General features: G+C 73.7%; 21 protein-coding genes. 2 read left to right on the top strand and 19 right to left on the bottom strand.

Going from position 1 to position 24,366, the window contains the following annotated elements; all coding sequences use genetic code 11:
* Positions 1–13: 13 nt before the first annotated feature.
* From BEK98_RS17100 to BEK98_RS17090, 3 genes are all read right to left on the bottom strand, one after another.
* Positions 14–289 carry a DUF1876 domain-containing protein gene (locus BEK98_RS17100; protein WP_094217441.1) on the bottom strand — a complete coding sequence of 92 codons (276 nt, stop codon included), beginning with the start codon at positions 287–289 and terminating at the stop codon, positions 14–16.
* Between the two features lie 90 nt (positions 290–379).
* Positions 380–1,270, bottom strand: a complete 891-nt coding sequence (locus BEK98_RS17095) for an NAD(P)-dependent oxidoreductase (protein WP_094217371.1) — start codon at positions 1,268–1,270, stop codon at positions 380–382.
* A gap of 44 nt (positions 1,271–1,314) precedes the next feature.
* Complete coding sequence (locus BEK98_RS17090; RefSeq protein ID WP_094217370.1) at positions 1,315–1,842, bottom strand: SRPBCC family protein; 528 nt, start codon at positions 1,840–1,842, stop codon at positions 1,315–1,317.
* 97 nt (positions 1,843–1,939) lie between these two features.
* On the opposite strand from BEK98_RS17090, the gene BEK98_RS17085 reads away from it, so the two are divergent.
* Positions 1,940–2,860 (top strand): LysR family transcriptional regulator, encoded by a 921-nt coding sequence (locus BEK98_RS17085; RefSeq protein WP_094217369.1) that lies wholly within the window; start codon positions 1,940–1,942, stop codon positions 2,858–2,860.
* Between the two features lie 20 nt (positions 2,861–2,880).
* Here BEK98_RS17085 and BEK98_RS50015 read toward each other — a convergent pair whose 3' ends face one another.
* The 13 genes from BEK98_RS50015 to BEK98_RS17025 all read right to left on the bottom strand — a co-directional run bounded on the left by BEK98_RS50015 (position 2,881) and on the right by BEK98_RS17025 (position 16,512).
* Positions 2,881–4,230 (bottom strand): zinc ribbon domain-containing protein, encoded by a 1,350-nt coding sequence (locus tag BEK98_RS50015; RefSeq protein ID WP_244201878.1) that lies wholly within the window; start codon positions 4,228–4,230, stop codon positions 2,881–2,883.
* 4 nt (positions 4,231–4,234) lie between these two features.
* Positions 4,235–4,798 carry a phage tail protein gene (locus BEK98_RS17075; protein ID WP_094217368.1) on the bottom strand — a complete coding sequence of 188 codons (564 nt, stop codon included), beginning with the start codon at positions 4,796–4,798 and terminating at the stop codon, positions 4,235–4,237.
* On the bottom strand, positions 4,795–6,756 hold the full coding sequence (locus BEK98_RS17070; RefSeq protein WP_094217367.1) for a putative baseplate assembly protein: 1,962 nt from the start codon (positions 6,754–6,756) through the stop codon (positions 4,795–4,797). The genes BEK98_RS17075 and BEK98_RS17070 overlap by 4 nt, the downstream gene beginning before the upstream one ends.
* On the bottom strand, positions 6,756–7,178 hold the full coding sequence (locus tag BEK98_RS17065) for a GPW/gp25 family protein (RefSeq protein WP_094217366.1): 423 nt from the start codon (positions 7,176–7,178) through the stop codon (positions 6,756–6,758). Before BEK98_RS17065 ends, BEK98_RS17070 begins: the two co-directional genes overlap by 1 nt.
* On the bottom strand, positions 7,178–7,495 hold the full coding sequence (locus tag BEK98_RS17060; RefSeq protein WP_094217365.1) for a PAAR domain-containing protein: 318 nt from the start codon (positions 7,493–7,495) through the stop codon (positions 7,178–7,180). Before BEK98_RS17060 ends, BEK98_RS17065 begins: the two co-directional genes overlap by 1 nt.
* Positions 7,496–7,529: 34 nt before the next feature.
* Entirely contained in the window at positions 7,530–9,359 is a 1,830-nt protein-coding gene (locus BEK98_RS17055; protein ID WP_094217364.1) for a VgrG-related protein, read from the bottom strand.
* Positions 9,356–10,078, bottom strand: coding sequence for a CIS tube protein (locus tag BEK98_RS17050; protein WP_094217363.1), 723 nt, complete (start codon positions 10,076–10,078; stop codon positions 9,356–9,358). Before BEK98_RS17050 ends, BEK98_RS17055 begins: the two co-directional genes overlap by 4 nt.
* Positions 10,079–10,142: 64 nt before the next feature.
* Entirely contained in the window at positions 10,143–10,568 is a 426-nt protein-coding gene (locus BEK98_RS17045) for a phage tail protein (protein ID WP_094217362.1), read from the bottom strand.
* Between the two features lie 33 nt (positions 10,569–10,601).
* Positions 10,602–13,832 carry a hypothetical protein gene (locus BEK98_RS50010; protein ID WP_094217361.1) on the bottom strand — a complete coding sequence of 1,077 codons (3,231 nt, stop codon included), beginning with the start codon at positions 13,830–13,832 and terminating at the stop codon, positions 10,602–10,604.
* Positions 13,833–13,836: 4 nt separating this feature from the next.
* Positions 13,837–13,995: a DUF6760 family protein gene (locus tag BEK98_RS49035; protein WP_167444188.1), complete on the bottom strand. Its 159-nt coding sequence runs from the start codon at positions 13,993–13,995 to the stop codon at positions 13,837–13,839.
* Positions 13,992–14,480, bottom strand: coding sequence for a zinc-ribbon domain-containing protein (locus BEK98_RS17035; protein WP_094217360.1), 489 nt, complete (start codon positions 14,478–14,480; stop codon positions 13,992–13,994). The genes BEK98_RS49035 and BEK98_RS17035 overlap by 4 nt, the downstream gene beginning before the upstream one ends.
* Complete coding sequence (locus BEK98_RS17030; protein ID WP_094217359.1) at positions 14,477–14,917, bottom strand: phage tail protein; 441 nt, start codon at positions 14,915–14,917, stop codon at positions 14,477–14,479. Before BEK98_RS17030 ends, BEK98_RS17035 begins: the two co-directional genes overlap by 4 nt.
* Positions 14,918–14,952: 35 nt before the next feature.
* On the bottom strand, positions 14,953–16,512 hold the full coding sequence (locus BEK98_RS17025) for a phage tail sheath family protein (protein WP_094217358.1): 1,560 nt from the start codon (positions 16,510–16,512) through the stop codon (positions 14,953–14,955).
* Between the two features lie 282 nt (positions 16,513–16,794).
* Between BEK98_RS17025 and BEK98_RS17020 the strand changes: the two genes are divergently transcribed.
* Positions 16,795–18,219, top strand: a complete 1,425-nt coding sequence (locus BEK98_RS17020) for an eCIS core domain-containing protein (protein ID WP_094217357.1) — start codon at positions 16,795–16,797, stop codon at positions 18,217–18,219.
* Positions 18,220–18,231: 12 nt separating this feature from the next.
* On the opposite strand, the gene BEK98_RS17015 is transcribed toward BEK98_RS17020, so the two are convergent.
* The 3 genes from BEK98_RS17015 to BEK98_RS17005 all read right to left on the bottom strand — a co-directional run bounded on the left by BEK98_RS17015 (position 18,232) and on the right by BEK98_RS17005 (position 24,259).
* Entirely contained in the window at positions 18,232–20,298 is a 2,067-nt protein-coding gene (locus BEK98_RS17015) for an AAA family ATPase (protein ID WP_244201880.1), read from the bottom strand.
* An 83-nt stretch (positions 20,299–20,381) separates the two neighbouring features.
* Positions 20,382–21,089, bottom strand: a complete 708-nt coding sequence (locus BEK98_RS17010; RefSeq protein ID WP_094217356.1) for a Pvc16 family protein — start codon at positions 21,087–21,089, stop codon at positions 20,382–20,384.
* Entirely contained in the window at positions 21,086–24,259 is a 3,174-nt protein-coding gene (locus tag BEK98_RS17005; RefSeq protein WP_094217355.1) for a DUF11 domain-containing protein, read from the bottom strand. The genes BEK98_RS17010 and BEK98_RS17005 overlap by 4 nt, the downstream gene beginning before the upstream one ends.
* Positions 24,260–24,366: the final 107 nt, after the last annotated feature.

The following is a 24,366-nucleotide window of genomic DNA, read 5'->3' as shown; positions in this document are numbered from 1 at the left end:
CGCCCCCTCGGCGTCACACGTTGATCGGATGCGAGGTCCGCCCTGACTCCGCGTCGATCTCCCCATGGGCCTTGGTCAGCAACTGCATGGCCAGTTCGTTGAGCGCGCGGGCGCCCGCTATCTCCTCGCCGACCCTGGGCTGGTTCGCGTCGACCCGGTGCCGGCTCGCGTGCCCGTGCGCCCGGACCTCGGTGCCGTCGGGCAAGCGCACCAGGGCGACGGCACGCGTGTGCGTGTCGTCCTCCTGGAATTCCATCTCCACATGCCAACCCACAGTGGTGTGCATCATCTCGACCACCTCCGGAGTACCACTGATTCCAGGGTGCTCCCGCGCGCGCGGAACGTCATGTGGAGGCCGGGTCACCGTCCTTGAGCCGTCTCAGCCGGCCGGCTTCTCGTCGAAGCTGGCGAAGTAGGCGGCGACCATGTCCTCGTCGGCGTGCCCCTGCGCGGCGGCCCTGGCGAGCCGCTCGGCCGTCGCGGCGGCGACGTCGAGCCGGACCCCGTTACGCTCGCCCGCCTCGACGATGAGCCGGGCGTCCTTCGCGGCGGTGGCCACGGCGAACGACGCCGGAGTCAGCTTCCCGTCGAGCACCAGAGCGGACTTGGCCCGCAGGTACCCCATGTCGAGCGGTCCGCCCTGGATCAGGTCGAAGAAGTCCTGCGGGTCGACACCGAGGGCCTGGGAGAGGGCCAGCACCTCACCGGCCGCCGCGGTGGCCGCGAGCACCCAGCTGTTGGCGACCAGCTTCAGCCGGCTGGCGCTGCCCGCCGCCCCGTCCGCACCGGTCCACACCGTCTTGGCACCGACCGCGTCGAACACGGGCGTGACCGTCTCCCGGCCCTCCTCGGGCCCGGCGGCCAGCACGGTCAGCTGACCGGCCTCGGCGGGCTGGCGGGTGCCGAGGACGGGGGCGTCGTAGAACACCAGCCCGTGCTCGCGCGCGAAGGCGGCCAGGTCGGCGACCAGCTCGATCCCGGCGGTGGTGCACTGCGCCCACACCGCGCCGGTACGCAGCGCCGGGGCGGACTCGCGCATGACCTCCAGGACGGCGTTGCCGTCGTACAGCATGGTCAGCACGACATCGGCGCCCTCCACGGCCTCGGTGGGCGTGTCCGTGACCCGGATCCCGTCCGCGGCCAGCGGCTCGGCCTTCTCCCGGGTACGGTTCCAGGCCCGGACCTCGTGTCCGGCGCGGGCGAGGTTGCGGGCCATGGCGGCGCCCATGATGCCGGTGCCGAGGACGCTCACGGTGAGCATGTCTGTCATCGCTTCACCTTCCTGATCCAGAAGTGCGGTCGGTCGCTGTGGGGTCAGCGTGCCCGGCCGGAGGCGGCACGGACCAGTCCGTCGAGCCAGGCCTGGTGGCCGTTGAGCATGGGGTTCGGGATCTGCCGGGCCAGCTGGGCGGCGGACTCGCCGATCTGGGTCTCCTGAGTCAGGATGCGCACCCGGCCGCCGGGAAGATCCTCCACCAGCCAGGCGTGCAGGACGTCGAGCCGCTCCGCGGGCGTGCCGTCCTGCTTCGCCGTCCAGGACACGCGGCCCGGAACCCCCTCGGCGGGCTCCTGGAACTCGACGACGTGCGCGTCCAGGGGCGGGAAGCCGAAGGTCCCGAAGCGGAAGACGAGGCCGTCCTTCAGCTCGGGTCCGTCACCGTGCGGGAAGGAGATGTCGGCGACGTTGTCGTAATACGACTCCCAGGTGGAGGTGTCGGTCAGGTGGTGCCAGACCTGGGCGACGGTGACGCCCTGGACGATGACCTCGTTCGAGACGAAGTTGTCGCCGGTGCCGGGGAGGTAGCGCTCGGGCCAGTTGATGGCGCTCTGCATGCTCTTCATGGCATCGACGCTACGACCCTGTGCCATCGGGAAACCAATAGGAAGGCCGATATCTGCGATCGGCACACCGATAGGAGACGGAGCTACTCTGGTCGACATGGAGACCCAGGCGAACGGCAAGCAGCTCCCCTCCCACGCGGACCTGAACCTGCTGCGCACCTTCCTGGCCGTCCATCGCTCCGGCTCCTTCACCGCGGCGGCACCTCTGCTGGGCCTCTCCCAGCCGACCGTGACCGCCCAGATCCGCACGCTGGAGCAGCAGACCGGCCGGGAGCTGTTCACGCGGCTGCCGCGCGGGGTCGAACCCACGCCGTTCGCGCACGAGCTGGCCGGCGAGGTCGCGGGCCCGCTCGACGCGCTCGCCGCACTGGAGGGCGGCGCGGGCCCGCTGACCGGCCACACCGCGCCCGTCCACCTGGCGGGCCCCTCCGAGTTGCTGTGCGTACGCGTACTGCCGGCACTCGCGCCACTGATCGCGCGAGGCGTGCAGGTGCGGGTCGTACAGGGGCTGACCGAGCCCCTGCTGGAGGAGATGCGGGCGGGCCGGCACGACCTGGTCGTCGCCACCCGCCGCCCCCGGGGCCGCGCACTCCCCTCCGCACCCCTGGCCGACGAGGAGTACGTACTCGTGGCCTCACCGGTCTGGGCCGGCCACCTCCCCGACGGCGACCCCTGCACGGCACTGCGCGAGGTCCCCCTGGTCACCTACGCCGAGGACCTGCCCATCGCCCGCCGCTACTGGCGCACGGTCTTCGGCAAACAGCTCACCGCGCGCGCGGCGCTCACCGTCCCCAACCTGTACGCCGTCCTGTCGGCGGTCACCGCGGGCGCCGGCTACAGCGTGCTGCCCCGCTCCCTGTGCCAGGACCACCTGGACACCGGCCGCCTGGCACTCCTCCACGAACCGGAGGAGCCGCCGCTCAACACCCTGTTCCTGGTACAGCGGCCGGGGGCGGAGGCCAACCCGGACGTGGTGCGGGTACGGGAGGCGCTGCAGCGGGCGGCGCGCGAGTGGTAGTTGTCGGGGTGGCACCGACGTCAGCTCCGCTGGAAGAACTCCACCTCCGCCACCGCCAGGTGACGGCCCGGGGTCAGGCCGACGGGCGAGCGGAGCACCAGGCGTACCGTCTTCGCGTCGCTGATCCCGGTGGAGATCGTCTGGGGACCCGGTTTGTCGCTGAGGGTCAGCTCCTTGTGGTGCTTCTCGCCGTCCTGGGTCGTCACCTCCATGTCCATCTGGAGTGCGCGTGCCTGGCGTGCGTACTCCTCCGGAGACGTGGACGCGCCGTTGGTGATGATCACGTCGACCAGCCGGAACGGCTTGCGGAAGGCGTAGGTCACCGAGGCGCCCGGCCCGGGCGCGCCCCAGTAGCGGTTGTTCAGCCCGTCCGTGGTGTCCTTCGCCGGATGCCCTCGTACCTCCGCGCTCGCCTTGACGTCGGCCGGGGTCACGGGCCTGGCCTTGCCCAGTTTGTCCCTGGTGTCCTCGAACAGGGCGCGTCCGGCCGGCAGCAGCAGGAAGCCGCCCGCGCACAGAGCCAGCACCACGGCCAGGATCACGAAGAACCGGAACGCCCGGCCCGAGCCAGCCCGCGTCCGGCGACTAAACGGCCATACCGTGCGCCACCACGGCAGCGGTGCGGGCTTCTCGGCGGGCGTCAGCTCGGCCGCGCAGCGTCGGCAGAACCGGCGTCCCGGCTGGTTGAGGGTCCCGCAGGCGGGGCAGGGCCGCCCCGCCCCTTCGTCCGGCGCCGCCACGGGGCGTACGACGGGGCGGGGGGCCACCGCCTTCGCGGGGCGTACGGGGCCGATGGGGTCCGCTGCGGCCTCGGCTTCGCCTTCGGCCGGGTTGTTCCCACCCGCACCACCCGTGCCGCTTTCGTCGTCGGGTGCGGGTGGCCCCTGTGGGGCGTCCTCGCCGTCGGCGGCCACCGGTTCGTCCAGCGCGGCAGCGGCGAGTCCTCGGGCTGCGGCTGGTTCGTCCGTCGCGGCAGCGGCGGGTCCGCGGGTTGCGGCGGGTCCGTCTGCCGCAACCCGGGGCGGAGGGGTGGGCTCGGTCCGGCCGGGGTCGGCGCCGGAGCGTGAGCCCTCGGCAGCCGGGGCGCTCGATCCCCGCGCCTCGCCGCGGCCGCGGCCGGTCAGCCGGCCGCGCAGCGACGAGGTGCGGCCGGGCGCGGGCTCGTCCGCCGGACGTGCGGCGGGCGCCGGGGTGGGGGCGGGTGCCGGTGCTGACGGGGGTTCCGAGGACGGGGCCGACGGCTCCGGCGCCGCGGGCGAGGGCGTGCTCGGGGCCGGTGTGGAGTCGGACCAGCCCAGGTACGCGCCGCAGTTGCCGCAGAAGTCGTCCGTGGGGTCGTTGGACGCCCCGCACGCGGGACACGCGCGCATGACGTCACCTCCCTTCGTCAGCGGGCGGGGCGGGCAGGAGCTCCACCCGGAAGGCCGTGTGCACCGGGCACATGGCCCGGACGATCTCGCGGACCCTGTCCACGTCCACCCGCGCCTCGCGGGCCGGCCACACCCGGACCAGGGGCTCGGCGGCCGGTTCCGGCGGTAGCTCGGCACCGGCGGTGCCCGACCACGCCACCCCACCGTCGCCGGTCACCTCGGCGTGCACCCCGAGCGCGAGGCGCAGGGCCTCGACCAGGCCACGCCTGGTGCCGCGCCACCGGTGCAGCTCCACCGCGCGGACGACCGCCTCGCGGCGCAGTTCCACGGGCCACTCGCGGTCGCCCGCTGCGCCCACCCACGACGCCAGCCAGGCCAGGAAGTCGGTCGGGGTCACCCTCGGGTCGAGGTAGGCGGGCAGGTTGTCGAGGGTCGCGAACACCGGGGCCAGGACGGTGTCGAGACCGGCGGTGAAGCGTTGCGCGAAGTCGTCGTCGGCGTACAGGGCGGGCAGCTGCTCGCCGATCGGGTACCTGCTCGGCAGGCCGGGCACGGCCGCGCGGCTCATCCCCGCGCCTCCGGCTCGACGGCCGTGACGACCACCTGGTGCTGGTAGGAGAAGACCAGCGCGCCCGGGGCCACGTCGATACGGTCCGACGGGGCGCCGCGCCGGCCGGTGATCGGGTCGGCGGGGAACAGCCGGATGTCCTCCACCAGCGCGTTGCCGGTGGCGCGCTGCAGGACGCCGAAGACGTCGCCGTACTGCACCGGCCGCCCGAACGGCCACCCGGTGCCGTCCGCACCGCCGTTCAGCGGGTTGAGGTGCCGGAACAGCGCGCCGAGCGCCGCGTCGCGCACCCGGTCGGTGTCGGCCGGCGCCGCCGCGAGCCGGGCGACCACGGTGACGCCCTGGTACACCGGCGGCTCCACCACGAGGCGGGTGCCGATCAGGCGCCGCTCGTCGAGGCTCGTGGTGATCGCTTCGAGCACCTGGTCCGAGGGGATCAACTGCTCGAACCGGAGCCGGTCGTCGCCCTCGTCGGCCACCGCGTCCGGAACCACGAGGACCCGTACCGCGCCCGGACCGTCCGCGGCGGGCAGACAGCGGACCCGGCGTACCGAGGGCGCCGCCTGGCGGCTGATGATCTCGTAGTCCTCGGCGGTCACCGCGCGCTCCTGCATCCGCAGCGCCTCCGGCGCCCGCAGCCTGGCGTTGGCGACGGTCTCCCCGGCGACGCCGCCCCGTGCCGCCTCCCGGTTGGTGACCCGGGCGACGTAGGGAACGGAGCTGCGCAGCACGGAGATCGCGCCGCGGGCGACGTTGCCCGCCGGGCCGCCGCCGGTGCGGTAGCGGGCCACCCGTATGTGGGCACCCTTGGGCGGTACGGCGCCGCACTGGCGCAGCGTGCCGTCCGGTTCGCGCAGCGCCGGGGGGAAGGCGAACTCTCCGGTGGTGGCGTCCACGCGGATGTGCCGGTCGGTGGGACCGGAGCGGCCGAAGTGCTCCACCACCTCCCAGCGCTGCCATCCCTCGGCCGAGGACACCTCCACCACGGGGGGCTCGCCGTCGAGGAGGACCGGCGGGCGGCCGAGCCGGAACGTCTGCCCCGGGACCCCTTCCGAGGTGCCGAGCGGCACATCGGTCACGGTCTCGGCGTGCTCGACGGACATGGTGCCGCCGACGGTGAACACGGCCGCCTCGCGCACCGTCGGGGACTCCGAGTAGAACGGCTGGCCCGGCTCCGCCTCGGTCACCCGGCAGCGCAGCCAGCCGGCCCGGGTAACGCCGATCACCGACGCCGTGTGCCCGGCCGGCACGTACACGATGATCTCGCCGGGCCGGTTCAGGCCGCCGGTGGTGTCGGTGCCGGTCTCGCACGGCTGCCAGCCGCCGCCGTCCCAGGCCTCCCACACGAGCGGAGGCTGCCGCGGGTCCACGCCGACGCCCTCCACGCGGCTGTCCAGGCGCACCGCGACGACACAGCGCGGCACCGCCGTCGGCAGGCCGAACAGCAGCGCGTCACCCGGCTGCGGAGCCGGCTGGAAGCAGGGCACGTCGCCGCCCTCGGCGATCTCCCTGGTCCGGTCGGTCTGCTCGCCGGTCCGCGGAGCGGTCACCAGACGTGTCAACTCGCTGGGCACGATGCGCAGTTCGTCCGTGGTCGCGAAAACCACGGACTCGTCGCTCTCGCCGCTCGCGGTGGTCACCTCGGTGCCCGCGGGCAGCACCACCGTGTCGGGCTGCGGTGCCGACAGCCAGAAGTCGACATCGGCCCCCGCCGCGGCCGGCGGGAACAGGCGGATGCCCAACAGGTCGAGGAACGCGGTGTAGTTCTTGTCCGGGACCCGGTTCAGCCGGTACAGCAGCTGGTCCACCATGTAGGCGAACGTCTCGATCAGCGTGACACCCGGGTCGGAGACGTTGTGGTCGGTCCACTCCGGGGTGCGCTGCTGCACGTACCGCTTCGCCTCGTCGACGAGTTGCTGGAACCGCCGGTCGTCCAGGTTGGGGGAGGGCAGGGCCATCAGTCCGCGCCCCCTTCCTCGGCCCCCTCCTCGGAGGGGATCGTGTAGAAGGGAAAGACCAGGTTGCGCCGGTCGTTGGTGGAGCGCACGGTGTAGTGCACGTCGATGTAGAGGGTGCCGTCCTCGACGGCGTCGAAGGCGACCACCACGTCGTCCACCGCGATCCGCGGCTCCCACCGTTCGAGCGCCTCGCGCACCTGTTGTGCGATACGTCCGGCGGTGGCGCCGTTGCCGGGGGCGAAGACGTAGTCGTGGATGCCGCAGCCGAACTCGGGGCGCATCGGGCGCTCGCCCGGCGCGGTGCCGAGCACCAGGCGGATCGCCTCCTCGATCTCCCGCTCCCGTTCGACCATGCCGATCCCGCCGGTCGGCGAGACCCGCAGCGGGAACGCCCAGCCGCGGCCGATGAACCGCTCACTCATCACACACCGCCGATCAGGACGTTCGGGGCGCCGGTCACGATCATGGCGCCGCACGTCGTCTGGTCCCGCGCCCGCGCGGCCGGCAGCCCGCCGATGAGGACGGCGCCCGAGGCGAGCCCGGCCGGGTTGGGCATGATCACGTTGCCGGGTCCCAGGGCCGCGTGCGGCGGTACCACGCAGGTGTGCACGCTGCCCACGACGGCGGCGGGGCGGCCGCCGATCAGCACGGTTGCCACCGCCCTGGCGGCGGCGGGCGGCGGGGTGGCGATCACCCCGCCGTGGTTGGTGGGGTCGCCGGTACGGGCTGCGGCAGGCATGCGGCGCTCCTTTCGGAATGTCCGGGGACAGAGGTCAGTTGATGCGGATGAGCTTGGCCTTGAGGACGCCGAGGAGGCCGCCGTCGACGGTGACGTCCGAGCTGCCGGTGACGCTCACCGAACGGCCGCCGATCTTCACGCCGACCCTGCCCTGGATGTCCACGTTGCGGCCCGACACGCTCACGTCGCCCCGCCCCGCGTCCAGGGTGATGCCCTTCCGGTCGAGCAGGACGGAGGTGAGGGGCTGTCGGCTGCCCTTCCCGGCGTACACCTTCAGTTCGATCCGGTCCTGCCGGTCGTCGAGGAACACTTCGAGGCGCTCGTCGCCGGTCATCAGCCGCACCCCGGAGCGCCCCGGTGCCCTCGCGTCGAGCAGCTCCACGCGGTGCCCCGAACGCGACACGATGGAGCGGCGGTTGACCTTCCCGCTGGTCCTGTCGATCAGCGGGACGTCGTGGGGCGACGGCTTGTCCACGCCGTTGTAGAGCCCTCCGATGACGTACGGGCTGTCCAGCAGGCCCTGTTCGAAGCCCACCAGGACCTCGTCGTTGACCTCGGGACTCACCACGCCTCCGCCGCCCTTGCCGCCCCACTGCACGGTGCGGACCCAGTCGGTGACGTAGGTGTCGTCCAGCCAGGGGAACTTCAGTTTCACCGCGCCGCGCTCGGAGCCGCCCGGTTCGCGTACGTCCGTCACCACGCCGATCGCCAGTCCCGGCATGCGCGCGCCGCGGGACGGCGCGTTGGCGCCGGTCACCAGGCCGGTGAGCGAGCGGTCCGGGCTGGCGCTGACCCACACCGTCGTCCGGTACCCGCCCTGCGGTTCGAGGACGTGCTGCACCGCCGTCGCCGTGTACCTGCCGGAGAACGCCTGCCCGACGTTGCCGAGCGCCACGGGCTTGCCCGCCCGCAGCCGGGGGTTGCCCTCGACCACCGCCTCCAGCTCGCCGAAGCCCGCGCCGACCTGGTCCGCCACCGCGTCCGCGACGGCGGTCGTCTCGGCCTGGGTGCGGTACGGGGTGTCGGTGACGGTCAGCTTCGACGACTTGCCGAAGCGGGCGGCGAGCGCCGGGCTCAGACCCGGCACCACCGTGTCACTGGTCACCGACGGCTGCCGGGACACCAGCGGCCGCTTGGTGGTGACGTCCCAGCCGCGCACCTCCACCTGCTGCGCGCCGTCCGCGGCCGACAGCGAGGCCCGCAGCGCCAGCAGGTTCCGGCCGTACTCCAGCACCATCGGGTTCCGGGTGGCCGGGGTCGACGGCGCGGGCGCGCCGGACGCCTTCTGCGGCTTGGTGAACTGGAGCAGCCCCTTGTCGTCGACGCGCACCTGCGCGCCGCTCTCGGCCGCCAGGAACTGCAGGAAGTCCCAGTCGGACACGTTCGCCTGCGAGAGCTGCTGGTACGTGACGGGCGCGGCCTGCACGGTTCCGCAGGCCAGCCCGGCGCCGGCGGCCACCTTGCGGACGATCGCCGCCGCCGTCATGTTCCGGTACGCCACCACCTTCCGGCCGCGCTGGAGGCGGTGCGCCTTGGAGTAGGCGCGCACCACCGTGAACGAGCCGGTGCGGTCCCGGTCCACCTCCAGAGCGGTCACCTCGCCGTTGAACAGCCGCTCGCGCGCCTGCCCGTTCACGGTCACCACCGACACCCGCAGCGGGGTGCCGATGGTGATGCCGGTCGCCCTCAGGAACTCGTGGTCGGGGTCGCGGAAGGTGAGCACCGCCGCGTCCGGCAGGCCCACGTTCTCGTCCACCACGCAGCTCACCAGCTGGGCGGCCCAGATCGGTGGAAGTTCGGCGGGGGTCTCCACGACGGGGTCCGCCGCGAACGACCGGCCGCCCCGCGCCTCGGGTGTGGTCACTGCTCCTCCTCAGCGCCCGCGTCGCGCAGCCCCGGCACCACCAGTTCGGTGCCGGGTACGAGCGCCATCGGGTCGTCGATCTCGTTCGCCTCCGCGATGACCCGCCAGGCCGTCGCGTCGCCGTACTCCCGCCAGGCCAGCAGGGCCAGGCTGTCGCCCGCCACGACGGTGTGCGTACTGCGCGCGGTGCGTGCGCCGGACGTCGGGTTCTGGCCCGGCGGGTCCACGCTCGCCTCCTCGATGGACAGCGCGCAGGTGGCCCGCAGCGGCTTTCCGTCCACGTCGAAGAGCGTGTACGACACCGACAGGCTGGAGAGCACCCCGTCGAACGAGGTCGTCCGCGCGGTGCCCCACTCGAACCGCACCCAGGGACTGGCCGGCTTCTTGCGGCCCAGGCTGGCCGGCGTCGGCACGCACGCCTTCATCAGCTTCTCCACCGCCAGCTCCACGGAGTTGTCGTGGGTGGCGGTGGCGTCCAGGAACACCTCCAGGCTCAGCTCGCGCGGGCCGCTGCCGACGAACTCGGGCAGCGCCGACTGCCCCGCCATCCGGGACGGGGAGCGCCGCCACTCGGTGGTCTTGCGCAGCTCCAGCGTGGACGGGTTGAACTGGAGGTTCAGCCGCGCGATCGTCCCGCCGGGCTTGGCGCCGACGGAGGCCGGGGGCTCCTTCAGCGTCAGCTGGGCCCTGGCCCGACTGGAGCGGGACGCTGGGGACATGCCGGGACTTCCTTTCCGGGGCGAACGGCGGGAACGGGGGCGCGGGACGGTCGATGACGGCAGGTCAGGACGGGCGCAGCCCCTCGTGGGCGATCTCCAGGGTCTCCACCGCGGCCTGCGAGTTGTTGGGGTCGAAGGACGGGCCCTGCCAGCGCACCGGGACGATCCCGAACACCTGCCAGCTGATGATCCGGGACAGGTCCGGCCGCAGTGCCACGATCTCGCCGTCCTTGGGCTCCACCCGCTTCAGCGTCTCGTCGAGCCAGCGGGCGATCTTCGCCGTGTCGGCGGTGACCGGCCGGGTGAGCGTGATGTTCGACCAGGTCACGCGGCCGGGGAGCTGCCAGGTGAAGTCGTTGTTGCCGCCCTCCGCGTAGCTCTCCATCTCGACCTCGGCGCCCATGCCGGAGCAGGTGTGGAAGGCACCCAGGTCGTTGCCGCCGATCGCGAGCCGGAAGAACACGCTCGTCGCGAAGATGTTGTCCGTCATTCGTCAGTCATCCGTCCGATCCGTCCCGTGCCCTCAGCGGCGTCCGTCGTAGGGGCGGCCTGTTCGTTCCCGGCCGCGCCGCAGCTCGGTGCGCAGCAGCCGGGCCATCGGGTCCAGCAGACGGCGCGCCAGGTCGTCCAGGTCGATGCCGGGGTCCTGCGGTGCCTCGGCGCGGTGGGCCGTGCGCTTGCCGGAGGCGGCGGACATCGAGGACGTGGTGGGCGTGCCGGACGGCTGCTGCTTGCCGCGCGCCGGCGCCGCCTTGGGCGGTACGCCCTTGGACCCGGTGTTCCCGGCGCCGGAGACCGCGCGCTGGACCGGGGGTGCCGTCGGGCTGTTCCCGCCGCCGCCCGCCGCCGGTCGGGGGCCTGGCTCGACGTTCCTCGGCCGGACCACGGGAACGGTCCCTTCCGGTGCCGGTGCCGGTGCCGGTGCCGACGTAGCCGGCGGTCGGTCCGCGAGCGGCGGCGCCTGCGGGGCAGTCACCGGCAGGGGACGCCCCGGTACGGCGTCGGCCCGGGCGAGCGCCCCGGAGGTCTCGGGCCCCGGCGGTGCAGGCCGTACGACCGGTACGCGCTGGACGTTCCCCGGGGAACCTGTGTTTCGCACCCCCGAGTTGTCCGGTCCGTACGCGGTCGCGGCCCGCTGTACCCGAGGCGTCGCCGGGGAACTGGTGCTTCGTACCCCCGAGCTCTCGGGCCCGTGCGCGGTCGCGGCCCGCTGTACCCGAGACCTCGCCGGGGTGCCTGCGGACGGGCTCGGGCTCCGGGACGGCCGCGCGGACGCTCCGGTGGGCGGCGCGGGCTCGCCCTGGCGGGCGGCCGACGCGCCGGGCCAGCGCGCGGCCACCACGGGACGGCCGCCGGTGCGGGAGGCAGCGGGCTGTGCCACCCCCTCCGGAGCGCGGGTGTTCACGGTGAGCGGGCGCGCGTGGAGCAACTGGAGGGAGCGGAGTGCCGCCGGGGCGGAGTGCGCTCCGGAGCGGGTCGCGGTGAGAACGCGCGGGTCGGCCGCGCCGGGGGGCCGGGCGTCTGCGGCGCCGAGGACGTGGGGTGCCGCCGGTGCGGACGGCGGGCCGGCGGCAGGGGTCCCGCTGCCTTGGGTGCCGTCAGCCATGGCCCGGGCCACGACGACCGGGCCCGGGGCGCCGGGGCCCTGGGGCCGTTGCCCGCCCGGGACCGGCCCGCCGGAGGTCACACCGGAACGTGGCGCATTCCCTGCCGAGCCTGCCGTACCCGCTGCGCCTTCCGGTACCCCGACCGGAGACGGCGTCACCAGCGGTGTGGCCGGCCCGTCCCCATGGCTCGTGGGGCGGGGTGACGTGGTGCCCGCGGTGGTGGGCTGGTCCGCGAGACTGCGCTGGACGTCGACGGCCCCCAGCAGCGGGGCGTCCGCTCCGCCCTCTTCCCGCCGGAGGGGTGCGGCCTCGCCGGGCGTCCGGTCGCGATCCGTCGCGGACGGTGCCGGAGCGGCTCCGGCTCCCCTGTCCTGGTGGGCCAGGCCGCGCGGGACGTCCGGGCTGGGCGCCGGGCGAGCGGCGCGGGCGCCGGGCGCGGCTGAACCGGTCACATCGGCACTCGGCGGCAACGCGGGCAGCGGCGCGCCCAGGCCACCGCGCACACGTGCGCCGCTCCGGCCCGGACCGGGGGTCCGGCGTGGCTCGGCGGGGCCGTCCGGGATGCCGTGGGCCGTCCCTTTCCCCTCGCTGTCGGCCGGGCGCGAGGTGCCGTGGGCCATTCCGCTCGCCCCACTGTCGGCCAGGCGCGAGGTGCCGGCCGCGCCTTCCGCTGTGCCTTCGGGGTGGCGCTGGACGACCGGAAGCGTCCGACCAGACATGGATCCGGCGCCGGGCGGGGGCTGCGGGGCGTGGGCGGCGTGCGGCGCCGGTGCGGCTGTGGCGGGCAGCTCGCTCAGCGGGGCACCGAGGGGCGCGCGGCTCGCCGTGCGGGTGGCGGCGCGCTGTACGGGGCCGGTCGAGGGCATCCCCGTACCGGCCGGTGCGGCCTCGGCGGAGGCGGGACCGGATGCGCCGGGGGCGGCGCTGCCCGCGGTCGCCGGGGTGGCGGCGGGCCGCAGGGCGGGGATGCGGCGCACGGGTCCGGCCGGGCGCCGGGCGACGGTCAGGCGAGGCCCCACCGGCCGGAGCCGGACGGCGGGGTCGGACGCCTCGGCGCCCGAGGCGCGGGATGCTTCCGGCTGTCCGCCTCCCCCGGCGGACTGTGCCCCTGCCGGTCGGGCGGCGGGGCCGGAGGGCGTACGGCCTGCTGAACCTGCCGACGGCCGGGAGGCGCTCCCGGAGTCCCGCCCGGACGCGCCGGCCCGTGTCGCCGAGGCGGACCCGTCGGACACGGAGCGGGCCACGCCCCCGTCGGCGGCTGTGCCCGGGAGCACCACCACACGTCGTACCAGCGGAATCTCCCGAGCGACCGGCGGGCGGCCGGTGTCGGCGGGGGTCACGACCGGGGCCGTGCCCGGCGCCGCGGCACGTTGCACAGGGGAAGGCGACGAGGAGAGCACGGCGGGGGAATCCCCGGACGTGAGGCCACGGGTCCGCGGAGCGCTGCCCGAACGCCCCTCCCCCGCCGCGCTGTTGTCGCTGTTGCCGCCGGGACGCGCCACCACGGGCTCCGCCCCCGAGCCCGCTTCCCCGGCTCCCGTACCGCCGGAGGGCCGTACGACGGGGGCGGAGGGCAGCGGGCCGGACGGGCTCGGACCGGACGGCACTTCTCGGCCGCTGGACGGCCGGACCTGCGGTGTCCGGCCGTGCGGCGTCCGGGCCGTGCCGGCCGGGGTCCCGGCATCCGGATTCCCGTCGCCCTGCGGCGCCTCCACTCCCGCCGGGCGCAGGGCCCGCAGCAGCAGCGGCCCCCCGCCGGTGTGGGTGGGCTGCGCGGCGGCCGGGCGCGTGACGCCCCGTACGAGGCCGGTCGGGGCCGTGGGCCGCAGGGCGTGCCCCAGGCCGGTGTCGAACGACGGGTTCTGCCAGGCGGCGAGGCCCGCGCGGAAGGTGAGGCCGTCGCTGACGCCGAGCGGAGCGCGGGAGAGGGTCAGTTCGGGCGCGGCGGTGCGGCGCCAGCCGCCGTCCCAGTCGTGCGGCACGGAGGGAACCGGCGCGGCGGAACCCGAGCCGCCGGGCGTGCCCGGGTCCGGGCCCGCACCGGACGGAGCTGTCACCGGGGCGCCGGTGCGCCCCGCGCGCCGCGGACGCTCCGCGGTGTCCGGTCGTCCGGCGGCCCGGCGGCGCAGCCTGTCCCGCCATGCCATGTGCTCAACCGCCTTCGTTCATGCGGGTGTTGATGCGGGCGATCTCGGCCACCCACTGCCGGCGCTCGCCGTGGGTCAGGTCGAGGATCTCCTCGCGCTGCCAGTGGAAGTGATAGGCGATGTACGCGATCTCCTCCCGGAGCCGGGGAAGGGCGTACGTCACGATTCCCCCAGGCGCCCACCCGAGAGATCGACCTCGAAGCCGCCCTCGCAGTGCGGGCACGTCACCGCCGCGCGGGTGTGGCCCTCGCTGTTGACGCGGCGGTAGAAGTCCTGGAGGAAGGCGACGTCGGTGGCGTACATCCGTTCCACGATCCCGGCGTGCACGTCGGTGATGCTACCGATCCGGGTGATCACCTGGCTCAGCAGCACGACGCTCAGGTACGCCGGGTTCTCCTTGACCCGCAGATCGATCTGGGGCCGCAGCTCGTCCCGGGCCGTGGCCAGGCGCATCGCGCCATGACGATGCACCGTGCCCGCCTCGTCGACGTACCCGCGCGGCAGCTCGAACTCGAACTCGGTGCGCAGACCGTGGTCCTCCCGGGGCGCGGCGGCGGGGGCGGCCGCCGCCTGCTCCGGCGCCGCGGCGGGTGCCGTGACCTGGAGTATCTCCTCCAGGTTGCCCGCCGTCACCGTACGACGCCTCATTCGACGACGATCTCCTCGAACACGATCGTGACGGTCTCGGTGGCCGGGGACGACTCGCCCGCCTTCAGGGACGGGCCTTCCCACTTGGAGGCCCAGCCCTGCATCAGCTGGATACGGCGGACCGTGTTGCCCTCGGTGTCCTTGATCTCGATGGTGAGGTTCTGCCGCGCGGAGTTCACGGCCCCGTTGTTCAGGGTCTCCTTGATCCACTTGGTGAACTCGCTGCTCTGGTCGAGTCCCCGGGTGATCGTGATCTCGCCCGCCTGCCGGGCGCCCGGCTGCTTGCGGATGATCTGCTTGCCCTCCGAGGTCACCTGCTTGACCTCGACGACATCCTCCTCGACGGTGAACCCGCTGATCTCCTGGATCGACTCGACCAGGTAGCCGCCGAGCTGCACGCCGAAGACATGGGTGGAAAGAGCATCGCCCGTTGCCATGACTGTCTGTCAACCTTTCCTTGCAGACCCGCGGGTCACTCGTCGATGAGGCTGGTGCTGTCGGAGAACTGGGCCAGCCGGAAGACCACGAACTCGGCGGGCTTGACCGGCGAGACGCCGATCTCGCAGACGACCCGGCCCTGGTCGATGGACTCCTGCGGGTTGTTGTCGCGGTCGCACTTCACGTAGAAGGCCTCTTCGGCGGTGCGGCCGAACAGGGCGCCGCGGCGCCACTCCTCGCTGAGGAACGCCGTGACGTTGCGCCGGATGCTCGACCACAGCCGGTCGTCGTTCGGCTCGAAGACGACCCACTGGGTGCCCAGGAGGATCGACTCCTCCAGGTAGTTGAAGAGACGGCGCACGTTCAGGTAGCGCCAGGCCGGGTCGGAGGAGAGGGTGCGGGCACCCCAGATCCGGATGCCCCGGCCGGGGAAGGCCCGGATGCAGTTCACCCCGATCGGGTTCAGCAGGTCCTGCTCGCCCTTGCTGAGCCGGAGCTCCAGGTCGACCGCGCCGCGGATCACCTCGTTGGCGGGCGCCTTGTGCACACCGCGCTCGGCGTCGCTGCGCGCCCACACACCGGCGACGTGACCGCTCGGCGGGACGAGGGTGTTGCGTCCGGCGCCCGGGTCGAAGACCCGCACCCACGGGTAGTAGAGGGTGGCGTACCGGGAGTCGTAGCCCGCCTCGTCGTTGCGCCAGGTGCGCACCTGCTGGGCGGAGAGCCCGGGCGGGGCGTCCAGGACGGCGACCCGGTCGCCCATCTGCTCGCAGTGCGAGATCACGGCGAGCTGCACGGTGCGTACGCCCTCGGCGTCGATGTCGCCGCGCTGGTAGGCGCTCATCAGGTCGGGCACCGCGACCATGGTGATCTCGTCGATGGTCTCCAGGCCGCCGAACCCGGTGCGGGCCGCGGCGTCACCGACGTACTCGGCCGCGTCGAGGCGGGACACCTGACCGGAGCCGGGTACGGCGGGCGCGGCCGGGGCGTCGGCCAGCGCCACGGTCTGGTTGGCGGGCCTGCTCTGGGCCGCGCCGCGCTGCTCGGTGACCTCGATCAGCCTGGAGGCGCGGGCCTGGGTGACCAGGTACCCCTTGACGTTCTTGCGGGCGGAGGCCTCGTACGTCTCCGCCACCTGGTCGCCCTGGCGGACCAGGACCTTGAAGCGGTCCTCCGGCGGGTTCTCGCCGTCCGCGTCGGCGACCTCCACCGACACCCCGGAGACGCCCGGCCTGGCCGCGACCAGGAAACCGCCCAGCTCCGCCGGCTCCACGGCCTTGGTCTCCTGCCGCTTGGCGCCCTGGGCCGCCGGCGCGGAGGCGCCCTCGGCGGATCCGCCGATCCGCACGATGTACGCGGCGCCGCCGCCGTTGGCGAAGTAGCCGTAGACCGCCTGCGGCAGGTAGGCGCCCTCGGTGAAGCCACCGAACAGCTGGGTGTACTGGTCCCAGCTGGTGACCAGCGTCGGCGCGTGGAACGGGCCGTTCGCGGCGAAGCCCACGAACGCGGCGACGGCGGTGCCGACCCCTTCGATCGGCCGGGCACCGGACTGCACCTCCTCCACGTACACGCCCGGGGTGAGGTACGTCGGCATGCTCGCTCCTTCGCGTCCTTACGGGTCAGTCCTGCGTCCAGGCCGAGTCTGCGCGGGAGCTCCGCGGGGGCGACAGGGACGCGGGGACCGGGCCGAGGGCAAGATCGCTGCCTTCACCTGCACGTGCCAACGGCCCGGCCGCCGCCCCGACTTGCCCTCGCCGTGCCCGTACGGACCTGGACGCGTCGTTCGCGGGGGCGGTCGACTGGGGGCCGCAGCAGCGGCCATCTTTCGTGCGAGCGTGAGGCGGTTGGTTCGCCTTTGATTGCGGGAGGAAGACATATGGGACTGGCCCGTGACGAGAACACCGCGGCGGGTAAAGAGCGGGCACCTCAGCGGACGCGGGCGACTCCCACATCCGCCGGAACGGCCGTGCAACGGATGCTTGCTCCGCAGAGCCAGGCCGGGAATCAGGCAGTGGTCGAGAGGCTGCGGCGGGCCGGGCACCCGGGAGCGCAGGACCAGCATCAGCACGGTCCCGGATGCGGGCACCAGTCGCAGGAACCTCCGGTCCAGCGTTCCTTGGGCGACGCCACCGTCGCGCGCGCCGAGGAGGAGGACGGGCACGTCCACGGCAGGGTGCAGGACACCGGCCCGGAAGGGCAGAGCGCCCTGCTGGCCGCCGCCATGAACTCGCCGAGCGAGTCGTTGCCCTCGTCGGTCGTGGCGAAGGCCGGTGCGTTCTATCAGAACGACAGGCTCTCCTCCACCCGCGTCCACCATGACGCGGTGGCCCAACGTGCCACGGCGGCGATGGGGGCCCAGGCCATGACCATCGGTAACCACATCTTCCTCGCTGCCGGGACCGCAGGCGACGAGAAGCTGATCGGCCACGAGCTCAGCCACGTCGACAAGAACCTCAAGGGCATACCCGAGACAGGCCACAGCAACAGCGCCGGAGTCAGCGTCACCGACCCGAAGCAGGACTCCGAACGGGCAGCGGAGAAGGACGGCAACGCCTACGCCGCGGCGGAGACGACCGCCCCCTCCCTCATCGCCCAGCGCAGAGCGGCGAACGGCTCCCACGAAACCGTCCAGCGGATGATGGAGGACGAACAGCCGGAGGGGCGACGGATCGCACTGCAGGATCAGCCTCAGGAACTCAGCGCCGAAGATCACATCGCAGGGCTGCCCGAAGACAGCGAACAGGAAGTCTTTCTGAAGCGCGGTGTGACGCCCACGCAGCGGCTGCATCTCCAGAGGGAGGTGATTCGCGGCTCTTTCGTCAGCCTCCAGAAGATACTCCAGACACCTGACGAGCACACCACGAAGCCCGATCCCGAGGACGTCACAGGATATGTGAATCAGACCCGCAACGAGCGCACCGCAGAGCTGATCGAATTTTCTACGAATGCCAAAACGGCTACCCATTTCGCGTCGGAAGCCCGGCTTGGACTCGTGCTCACTGTCCGGATCAAGAGAAAGTATCTGGCGAAGGGCTCATCCGGCGAGTTCGGGTGGATCGCGAAGCAGGGCGCACCCTACGAGATCGTCGCGATCGAGCGAAAAGACACGCTGGAGGAAGGGGTGTCCCCGATGACCGAGGAGGAGTTCCGCGAAGCGGTCAAGACAGAGGAAATGGCCGAATACCTCCTCAAGATCCAGGACCCGATCGCACTCGTGGCCCATATGAATCAATTCCAAGGGGCGCAGAAGGTGGAGGAAGCCAGGAAAATTGCTGCGTACAAGGCGGCGGTGTTCAAATAAGAGTTCGCCTGGCTAGGCGCCGGTGACCTCCGCCAGATACGGACCGAACTCGCCCTCCAGGACCAGCCGTCCCAGTTTGCGGTACTCCTGCGCGACCGCCGTCACCAGCTGCCGCATGGTGAGCGGGCTGCCGGACTCGGCCGCCAGGTAGGCCGCGGTCACCGCGCAGGCGCGGATGGAGCCGCCGGCGAGTTCGAAGCGGTCGGCGCAGAAGACGGGGTCCAGATCGGCGGCGCGGGGCAGCCGGTCGCCCAGGCAGCGCTCCCACAGGGCGAGGCGCTGGCCGGAGTCGGGCACCGGGAAGTCGGCCACCACGTCGAGGCGGCGGGTGAACGCCTCGTCCAGGTTGGCCCGCAGGTTGGTGGTCAGCACCGCGATCCCGTCGAAGGACTCCATGCGCTGCAGCAGGTACGCCGACTCGATGTTGGCGTGCCGGTCGTGCGCGTCCTTCACCTCCGAGCGCTTGCCGAAGATCGCGTCGGCCTCGTCGAAGAGCAGGACCGCGTTGACGGCCGACGCCTCGGTGAAGATCCGCTCCAGGTTCTTCTCGGTCTCCCCCACGTACTTGTCGACGACCGTGGACAGGTCCACCACGTACAGGTCCATGCCCAGGTCCGCCGCGACGACCTCGGCGGACATGGTCTTGCCGGTGCCCGACTCGCCGGCGAACAGCGCGATCACTCCGCGTCCCCGGCCGCCGCCGGGCCGCATCCCCCACTGCCCGAGCACCTGCTCGCGGTGGCGGGCGCGCAGCGCGAGTTCGCGCAGCCTGCGGTGGGTGGGCGCCGGCAGCACCAGGTCGTCCCAGCCGACCCCCGGCTCCACCCGGCGGGCGAGCCGGTCGAGCCCCGCGCCGTTCTGCGCCCGTACGGCGGTGCGCAGATCGTCGGGGTGGACCGGGCGCCCCGCGAGGGCAGCCGTACGCACCGCCACATCGGCGGCGCGACGCAACTGCCCGGAGTCAAGGCGGTGCGCGGCGACCGCTTCGGCAAGCGCGTCGACATCGCCGAGAGCGAGGCCGTCGCGGGAGCTGTTGTCGGCGTTGTTCTCGGCCGCCCGTTGGAGGGCGTGCCGCCAACGCTCGGCCTGCCGCTCCGGCGAGGGCGCCGGCACGGTCAGGGCGACGGGGGTGTCGGCCGCCCATTCCGGGGCCCAGCCGACGGTGCCGTGCGTGATCAGGGGGATCCCTCGCAGCGCCGAGCACAACGCCCCGAGCGTGCGGGCCCGTTCGGCGGGCTCTCCGGGGAGGGCCTCCAGGGGGCCGACGACGACTCCGGCGCCGATGAGGCGGGCTTCGAGGGCGGCGATCCGGGCGAGCTCCGGTACGTCGGAGGGGTGTCGGGCGAGCGCCACCGGGTCCAGGACCAGCGGGCGCAGCCCGGCCGCGTGCAGGGCGGCGGCGGCCAGCCCCGCCGCGTCGCCGCCCCGGCTGCGCAGATGGACGAGGCCTACGCCGGTGCCGGCCGCTGCCGCCGTGCGGTGGACGTCCGCGTCCTCGGCGGTCGGGTCCTCCTGGGCTTGGCCGAGCACCCCGGCGAGCCGGGCGTCGGGCCGGGCACTGCCCAGCAGGTGCCCGGTGACCCGGTCGGGGACCGCCAACACCCTGGACAGCGGCGGCCGTTCGGGCTCGGTGACCTCCACCAGACCCCCCACGATCAGCGGCGCCCCGGGAGCGAGCCGGAACCGGGCGGACGCCGCCCCGGCCAGCCCGCACAGCTCCAGGGCGAGCCCGACCGTGGGGCGACGGCGGGTCAGGTCGTCGTTGAGGTAGCCGTAGAGCCGCTCGAACCGCGCGTCGAGGTCGGGTGCCACCGCGACCAGGAGCAGGTCGAGGTCCAGCGGGGACAGCCCGAACCGCCGGGCGAGGCCGTCGAGGACGGACCCGGCGGGCGGCTGCCACGGCTCGTGCGCGGATACGCCGAGGCCGCCCGGCTCGTCCAGGATGCGGGCCGCCGCCTCGGGGGTGAGGTACTGGCCGCGGTACGGGTCGTCGGGGTCGGGATCGCCGGCCCGGCGGACCGCCACCGCGTGGCGCACCCGCTCCTCGACCACGCGAAGCCGCGTCCACAGGTGGTCCACGTCGCCGGAGACGGCTTCGGCAGCAGCATCGGCATGGGGGTGGACAGCGGCTCGGTCGTCCACGACATGTCCGGCGGTGTGTGTCACGGCTGGCGGTCCCCCCTGCGGCGGCGTCGGGCGGGGGCGGGCGGCCGCTCGCGCGGGCCGGTGAAGCCCTCCGGCCCCGGATCGCTGACCTCCGTGTACCGCAACCGGCGCCCGGACGTCACGTCCTCGCCCTCGCGCCCGGCCGCGGAACGTACGACGAGGCCTTCCGTGACCGGGGGTGCGGCGGCCGTGGTCACGCCGGCGAGCGGTGCCCGCACCTGAACCCCGAGGGAGGCCTTCATCTCCCCGCCGAGCGCGGACCACACATCGGAGGCGGCCGGTGCGTCGAGGCCGGCCCCGGCGGTGTCCAGTCCCACGGTCAGGCCGAGTTCGGCGAGCGAGCCGGTGAGCAGCCGTGCGGGCAGCGTGTCGTGGGCCACCAGACAGGCGAGCACCTGCGAGAGCAGCCGGTGTTCGTCCTGCGGGCGGCTCGCCCACGCCGTGACCAGGTACGTCAGCTCGAACCAGCGCGGCGGGCTGCGGCGCGCCACGAGATGCCCGTCCTCGTCGTACACCTCCCCGGCGCCGCTGCCGCGCCGGGTGGCGTCCTCGCGGATGTGGTACAGGAAGACGCAGACCGTCGGGGCGCTGCGGCGCGCCGCCCAGTCCCGGGTGGGGGCGTCGAAGACCACGTCGACGCCCGATGCCTGCAGGCCCGATGCTTCGAGCAGGCGGCGCAGCCCCTCGTCGACCTCGTGGATCACCGGCGGGTCACCTCGTCGGGCGGCTGCACGCTGCCGCTGACCACCAGGAAGTCGGTGGTCACCGGTGAGAAACCGGGGCCCTTGGCGGTGATGACGCGCGGTCCGGTCTGGTCCTTGGCGAGGATGAGCAGCTGGCCGATGAACGTGCCGTCCAGCTTCGGAACGGTCGGCGCCGCCGCCGCGGTGATCCCCGGCTTCCAGGTGAACCGCACCGGCACGCCCGGCGGGAAGTCCTTGCCGCGCACGGAGGTGACGAACCCGGGCTTTCCGATGTCCGGCACCGCGATGATGCGCGGCTGCAGGATGCGCAGCCGCTGCCGTGCGGTGTTGTCGCTCTTGTCGGCGTCCGTCCCGGTGGTGGTGAGGACGCCGGTGACACGGCCGGTCAGCGCCTTGTCGGGGCTGAGCACGACGCGTACGACGGTGCTCGCGCCCGGCGTGAGGTCCGGCAGCGCGCACACCCAGGAGCGGTCGCAGCCCTCCGGCGGCCCGCTGTTCGGGATGCCGTCGGGGAGGCCGATGCGCAGCCGCAGCCCGGTCGCCAGCGCGTTGCGGCCGTTGCGGACGGTGTACGTCACGACCACGCGCCCGCCGACGTAGCCGGGGTTCGGCTGGGCCGTGACGCGCACCCCGGGCCCGGCCTTGGGCTCCGGCGGCTGCGGGGGCACGGTGGGCGGGGTCCGGGTCGGAGTGGGAGTCGGGGTCGGCGGCGGGGTCGGCGGCGGCGTGGGCGGGGTGGCCTCGCGCACCGGCACCACGGTCCGGCCCGCGTTGTCGCTGGGCTGCGGATCCAGGACCGCGCCGGTGACCGACCAGTCGACCGGCGCGTCGCCGGGCGTGACTCCGGTGAGGGTGACGTCCACCGGAACGGTCGTGCCGGGCGCTACCACGCCGACCGTGCACTGCAGGGAGGCGGCGTCGCAGGTGCCGCCGGGCCAGGTCATCCGGGTGACCCGCACGCCGGTGGGCGGGGCGACGGTCAGCCGGGTGCCGGGGGAGGCCGCGGGGCCGTGGTTCACGACGTCGACACGGACCGTGGTGGAGTCGCCGACGGTGACCTCCGGGGCGGTGCCGGGCGCCCGGACGGCAAGGTCCACGGACTGCTGGACGCTGGGTTCCTTCTGACGGCCCGGGAGATCGGTCGTGAGCTTCGTCAGCTCGCCGGACGCGATGTCCAACAGCTTCAGTTTCTCAGGGGAGTTGACGGCTCGCTCGGGGCGAGCGCTGATCACCAGACCCTTGCCGTCGGCGGTCCAGGCGGCGTCCCGTGGCTGGAACGGGCCGGTGTTCTCCGGCAGTTCCCGGCCACAGGCGCCGGGCAGGTCGCGGGCGGCGGTGGGCAGCAGCACCTGGCAGTCGTCGCCCGACAGCGACGTCAGGAGGATGCCGTTCTGCTCGTCGATCCGGCCGGCGCCGTTCTTGCGGTTGAAGGCGATGCCGAGACCGTCCGGGGAGAACGCCGGGCTGTCGTCGATGACCTGGCAGTTGCCCGGGCAGTTCGTGGCGCTCAGGTCGCGCTGCTGGGACAGGTTGTTCACGGGCACGGTCCATATGTGCTTGTTGCCGCCGCCCCCGTTGATCTCCGTGTTGCGGGTGAAGGCCAGGGTGGTGCCGTCGGAGGACCAGGTGGGCTGGGCGTCCTGGCCCTGGAGCTGCCCGGCCGGCGGGGTGATCTCGCCGGTGATCGCGCCGGTGGCGACCTCCGCGATGAGGATGCGGCTGGGTCCGGCGGCCTCGCCGACGCCGCCCGGCGAAGTCCGGGTGAAGGCGAGGTACTTGCCGTCCGGGGAGAACGTCGGGTCGGTGTCCCAGTCCGTCGGGCCGCGTCCCGCGAGCGGCAGGGGCGCCGCGTTGGAGCCGTCGGCGTCCGTCATCCAGATCCGCTCGATCCGTTGGCCGTCGGCGTTGTCCTCGAAGCGGGTGACGACGATCCGGCGGCCGTCGGGCGTGTAGTTCTGCCGCTCGGTCCACGGGTCGTACCCGGCCGCGGGCCGGAACAGCGGGTCCTTGGCGGGATCGGTATTGGTGTCGGCCGCCGGGTCCTCGTCGAGGATCGGCAGGCCCAGGTCGCGGGGGTCGGTCCCGTCCGTCCGGACGTCCTGCAGGGTCACCCTGTGCGGGGTGGCCGCCGAGGTGCGCTCCACCACCGCACCGCCGCCGTCGAGCGGCCCGAGCCAGGTGGGCGAGAGGACCTCCCGGTCCTCGTTGAGCACCAGCGCGGGGACCTGGTCGGAGTGGGCGGTCGCCCGGAACACGTGGTCCCAGTCGCCCTCGCACTCACAGGTGATCTCGGGGCTCAGGAACAGCACACCGTCCCCGTCGGGCAGCCACGCTGCCCCGTGGGCACGCCACTGTGCCTGCGCGCCCCCGAGGAGCGGCTCGTCACCGGCTCCGTCCGCGTTCGTCACCCGCAGGTGGGGCACGGACTGCCCGTCGACGGTGGTCGTGGCGGTGTACGCGATCCAGTTCCGGTTCTCGGCGTCGTCGACCGGGTTCCACGCCGGTTCGGTGGCCGTGCCGTTCGCCGGGTCGGTGACCCGGGTGGCGGTGCCGCCGTTCAGAGGCCGGACGTAGATCTGCCGGCCGGCCACCGGGTCGCTGTCGCTGGAGTACGCCAGGCGCTGCCCGTCCGGGGACACGGTCGGGCCCTCCTCGTCGGCGGGCGTGTCGGTCAGCCGGGTCAGGCCGGTGCCGTCGGTGCGCACCAGCCACAGGTCGCGCTGGGTCCCGCCGTCCGGGCCTCCGGGTGCGGCCGAGTCGAACACCACGGCCCGGCCGTCCGGCGTCAGCCGGGGGTGTGCCGCGTCCAGGCCGCTGGTGAGACGGCGTACCGAACCGTCGGCGGACCGCAGGTAGATCTGCGGTCTCCTCTCGTCGCGGCGGCTCGCGAAGACCAACTGGTCGCCGAGGGCGGACGGCTGGACGTCGTAGTGGGCCGGGCCCGCGCCGAACAGCGGTGTGCTGGAGGTGGTGGTGTCGACCCGGCCGAGACTGCGGTGCCGGGTACCGGCGTACGCGACGCGGGTGGCCGCGGCGTCGGCCGCCTTCACCTGGGGTTCGGCGCTGCCCGGCCCGGCGGCCGCGGCCACCCCGAGCAGCGGGACGAGCAGCAGCAGCGACGACCCGAGTCTCCCCAGGCGGTACCGCCTGCCGGAGCCAGCGGTTTCCATCACGGTCCCCTTCACAGTCTGGTGCGGCATCCGGATGTGCCCCGGCCACCCTGTACCGGCCGCGCGCGGCACGGCAGGGCGGCGGGGCCGTACCCGGGGGAAGCGTG

Origin of the sequence: Streptomyces diastatochromogenes (genome assembly GCF_002242805.1) — a bacterium.
GTDB classification, from domain to species: Bacteria; Actinomycetota; Actinomycetes; order Streptomycetales; family Streptomycetaceae; genus Streptomyces; species Streptomyces diastatochromogenes.
The sequence above is the reverse complement of the archived record's forward strand: the minus strand, read 5'-3'. Positions and strand labels throughout refer to the sequence as shown.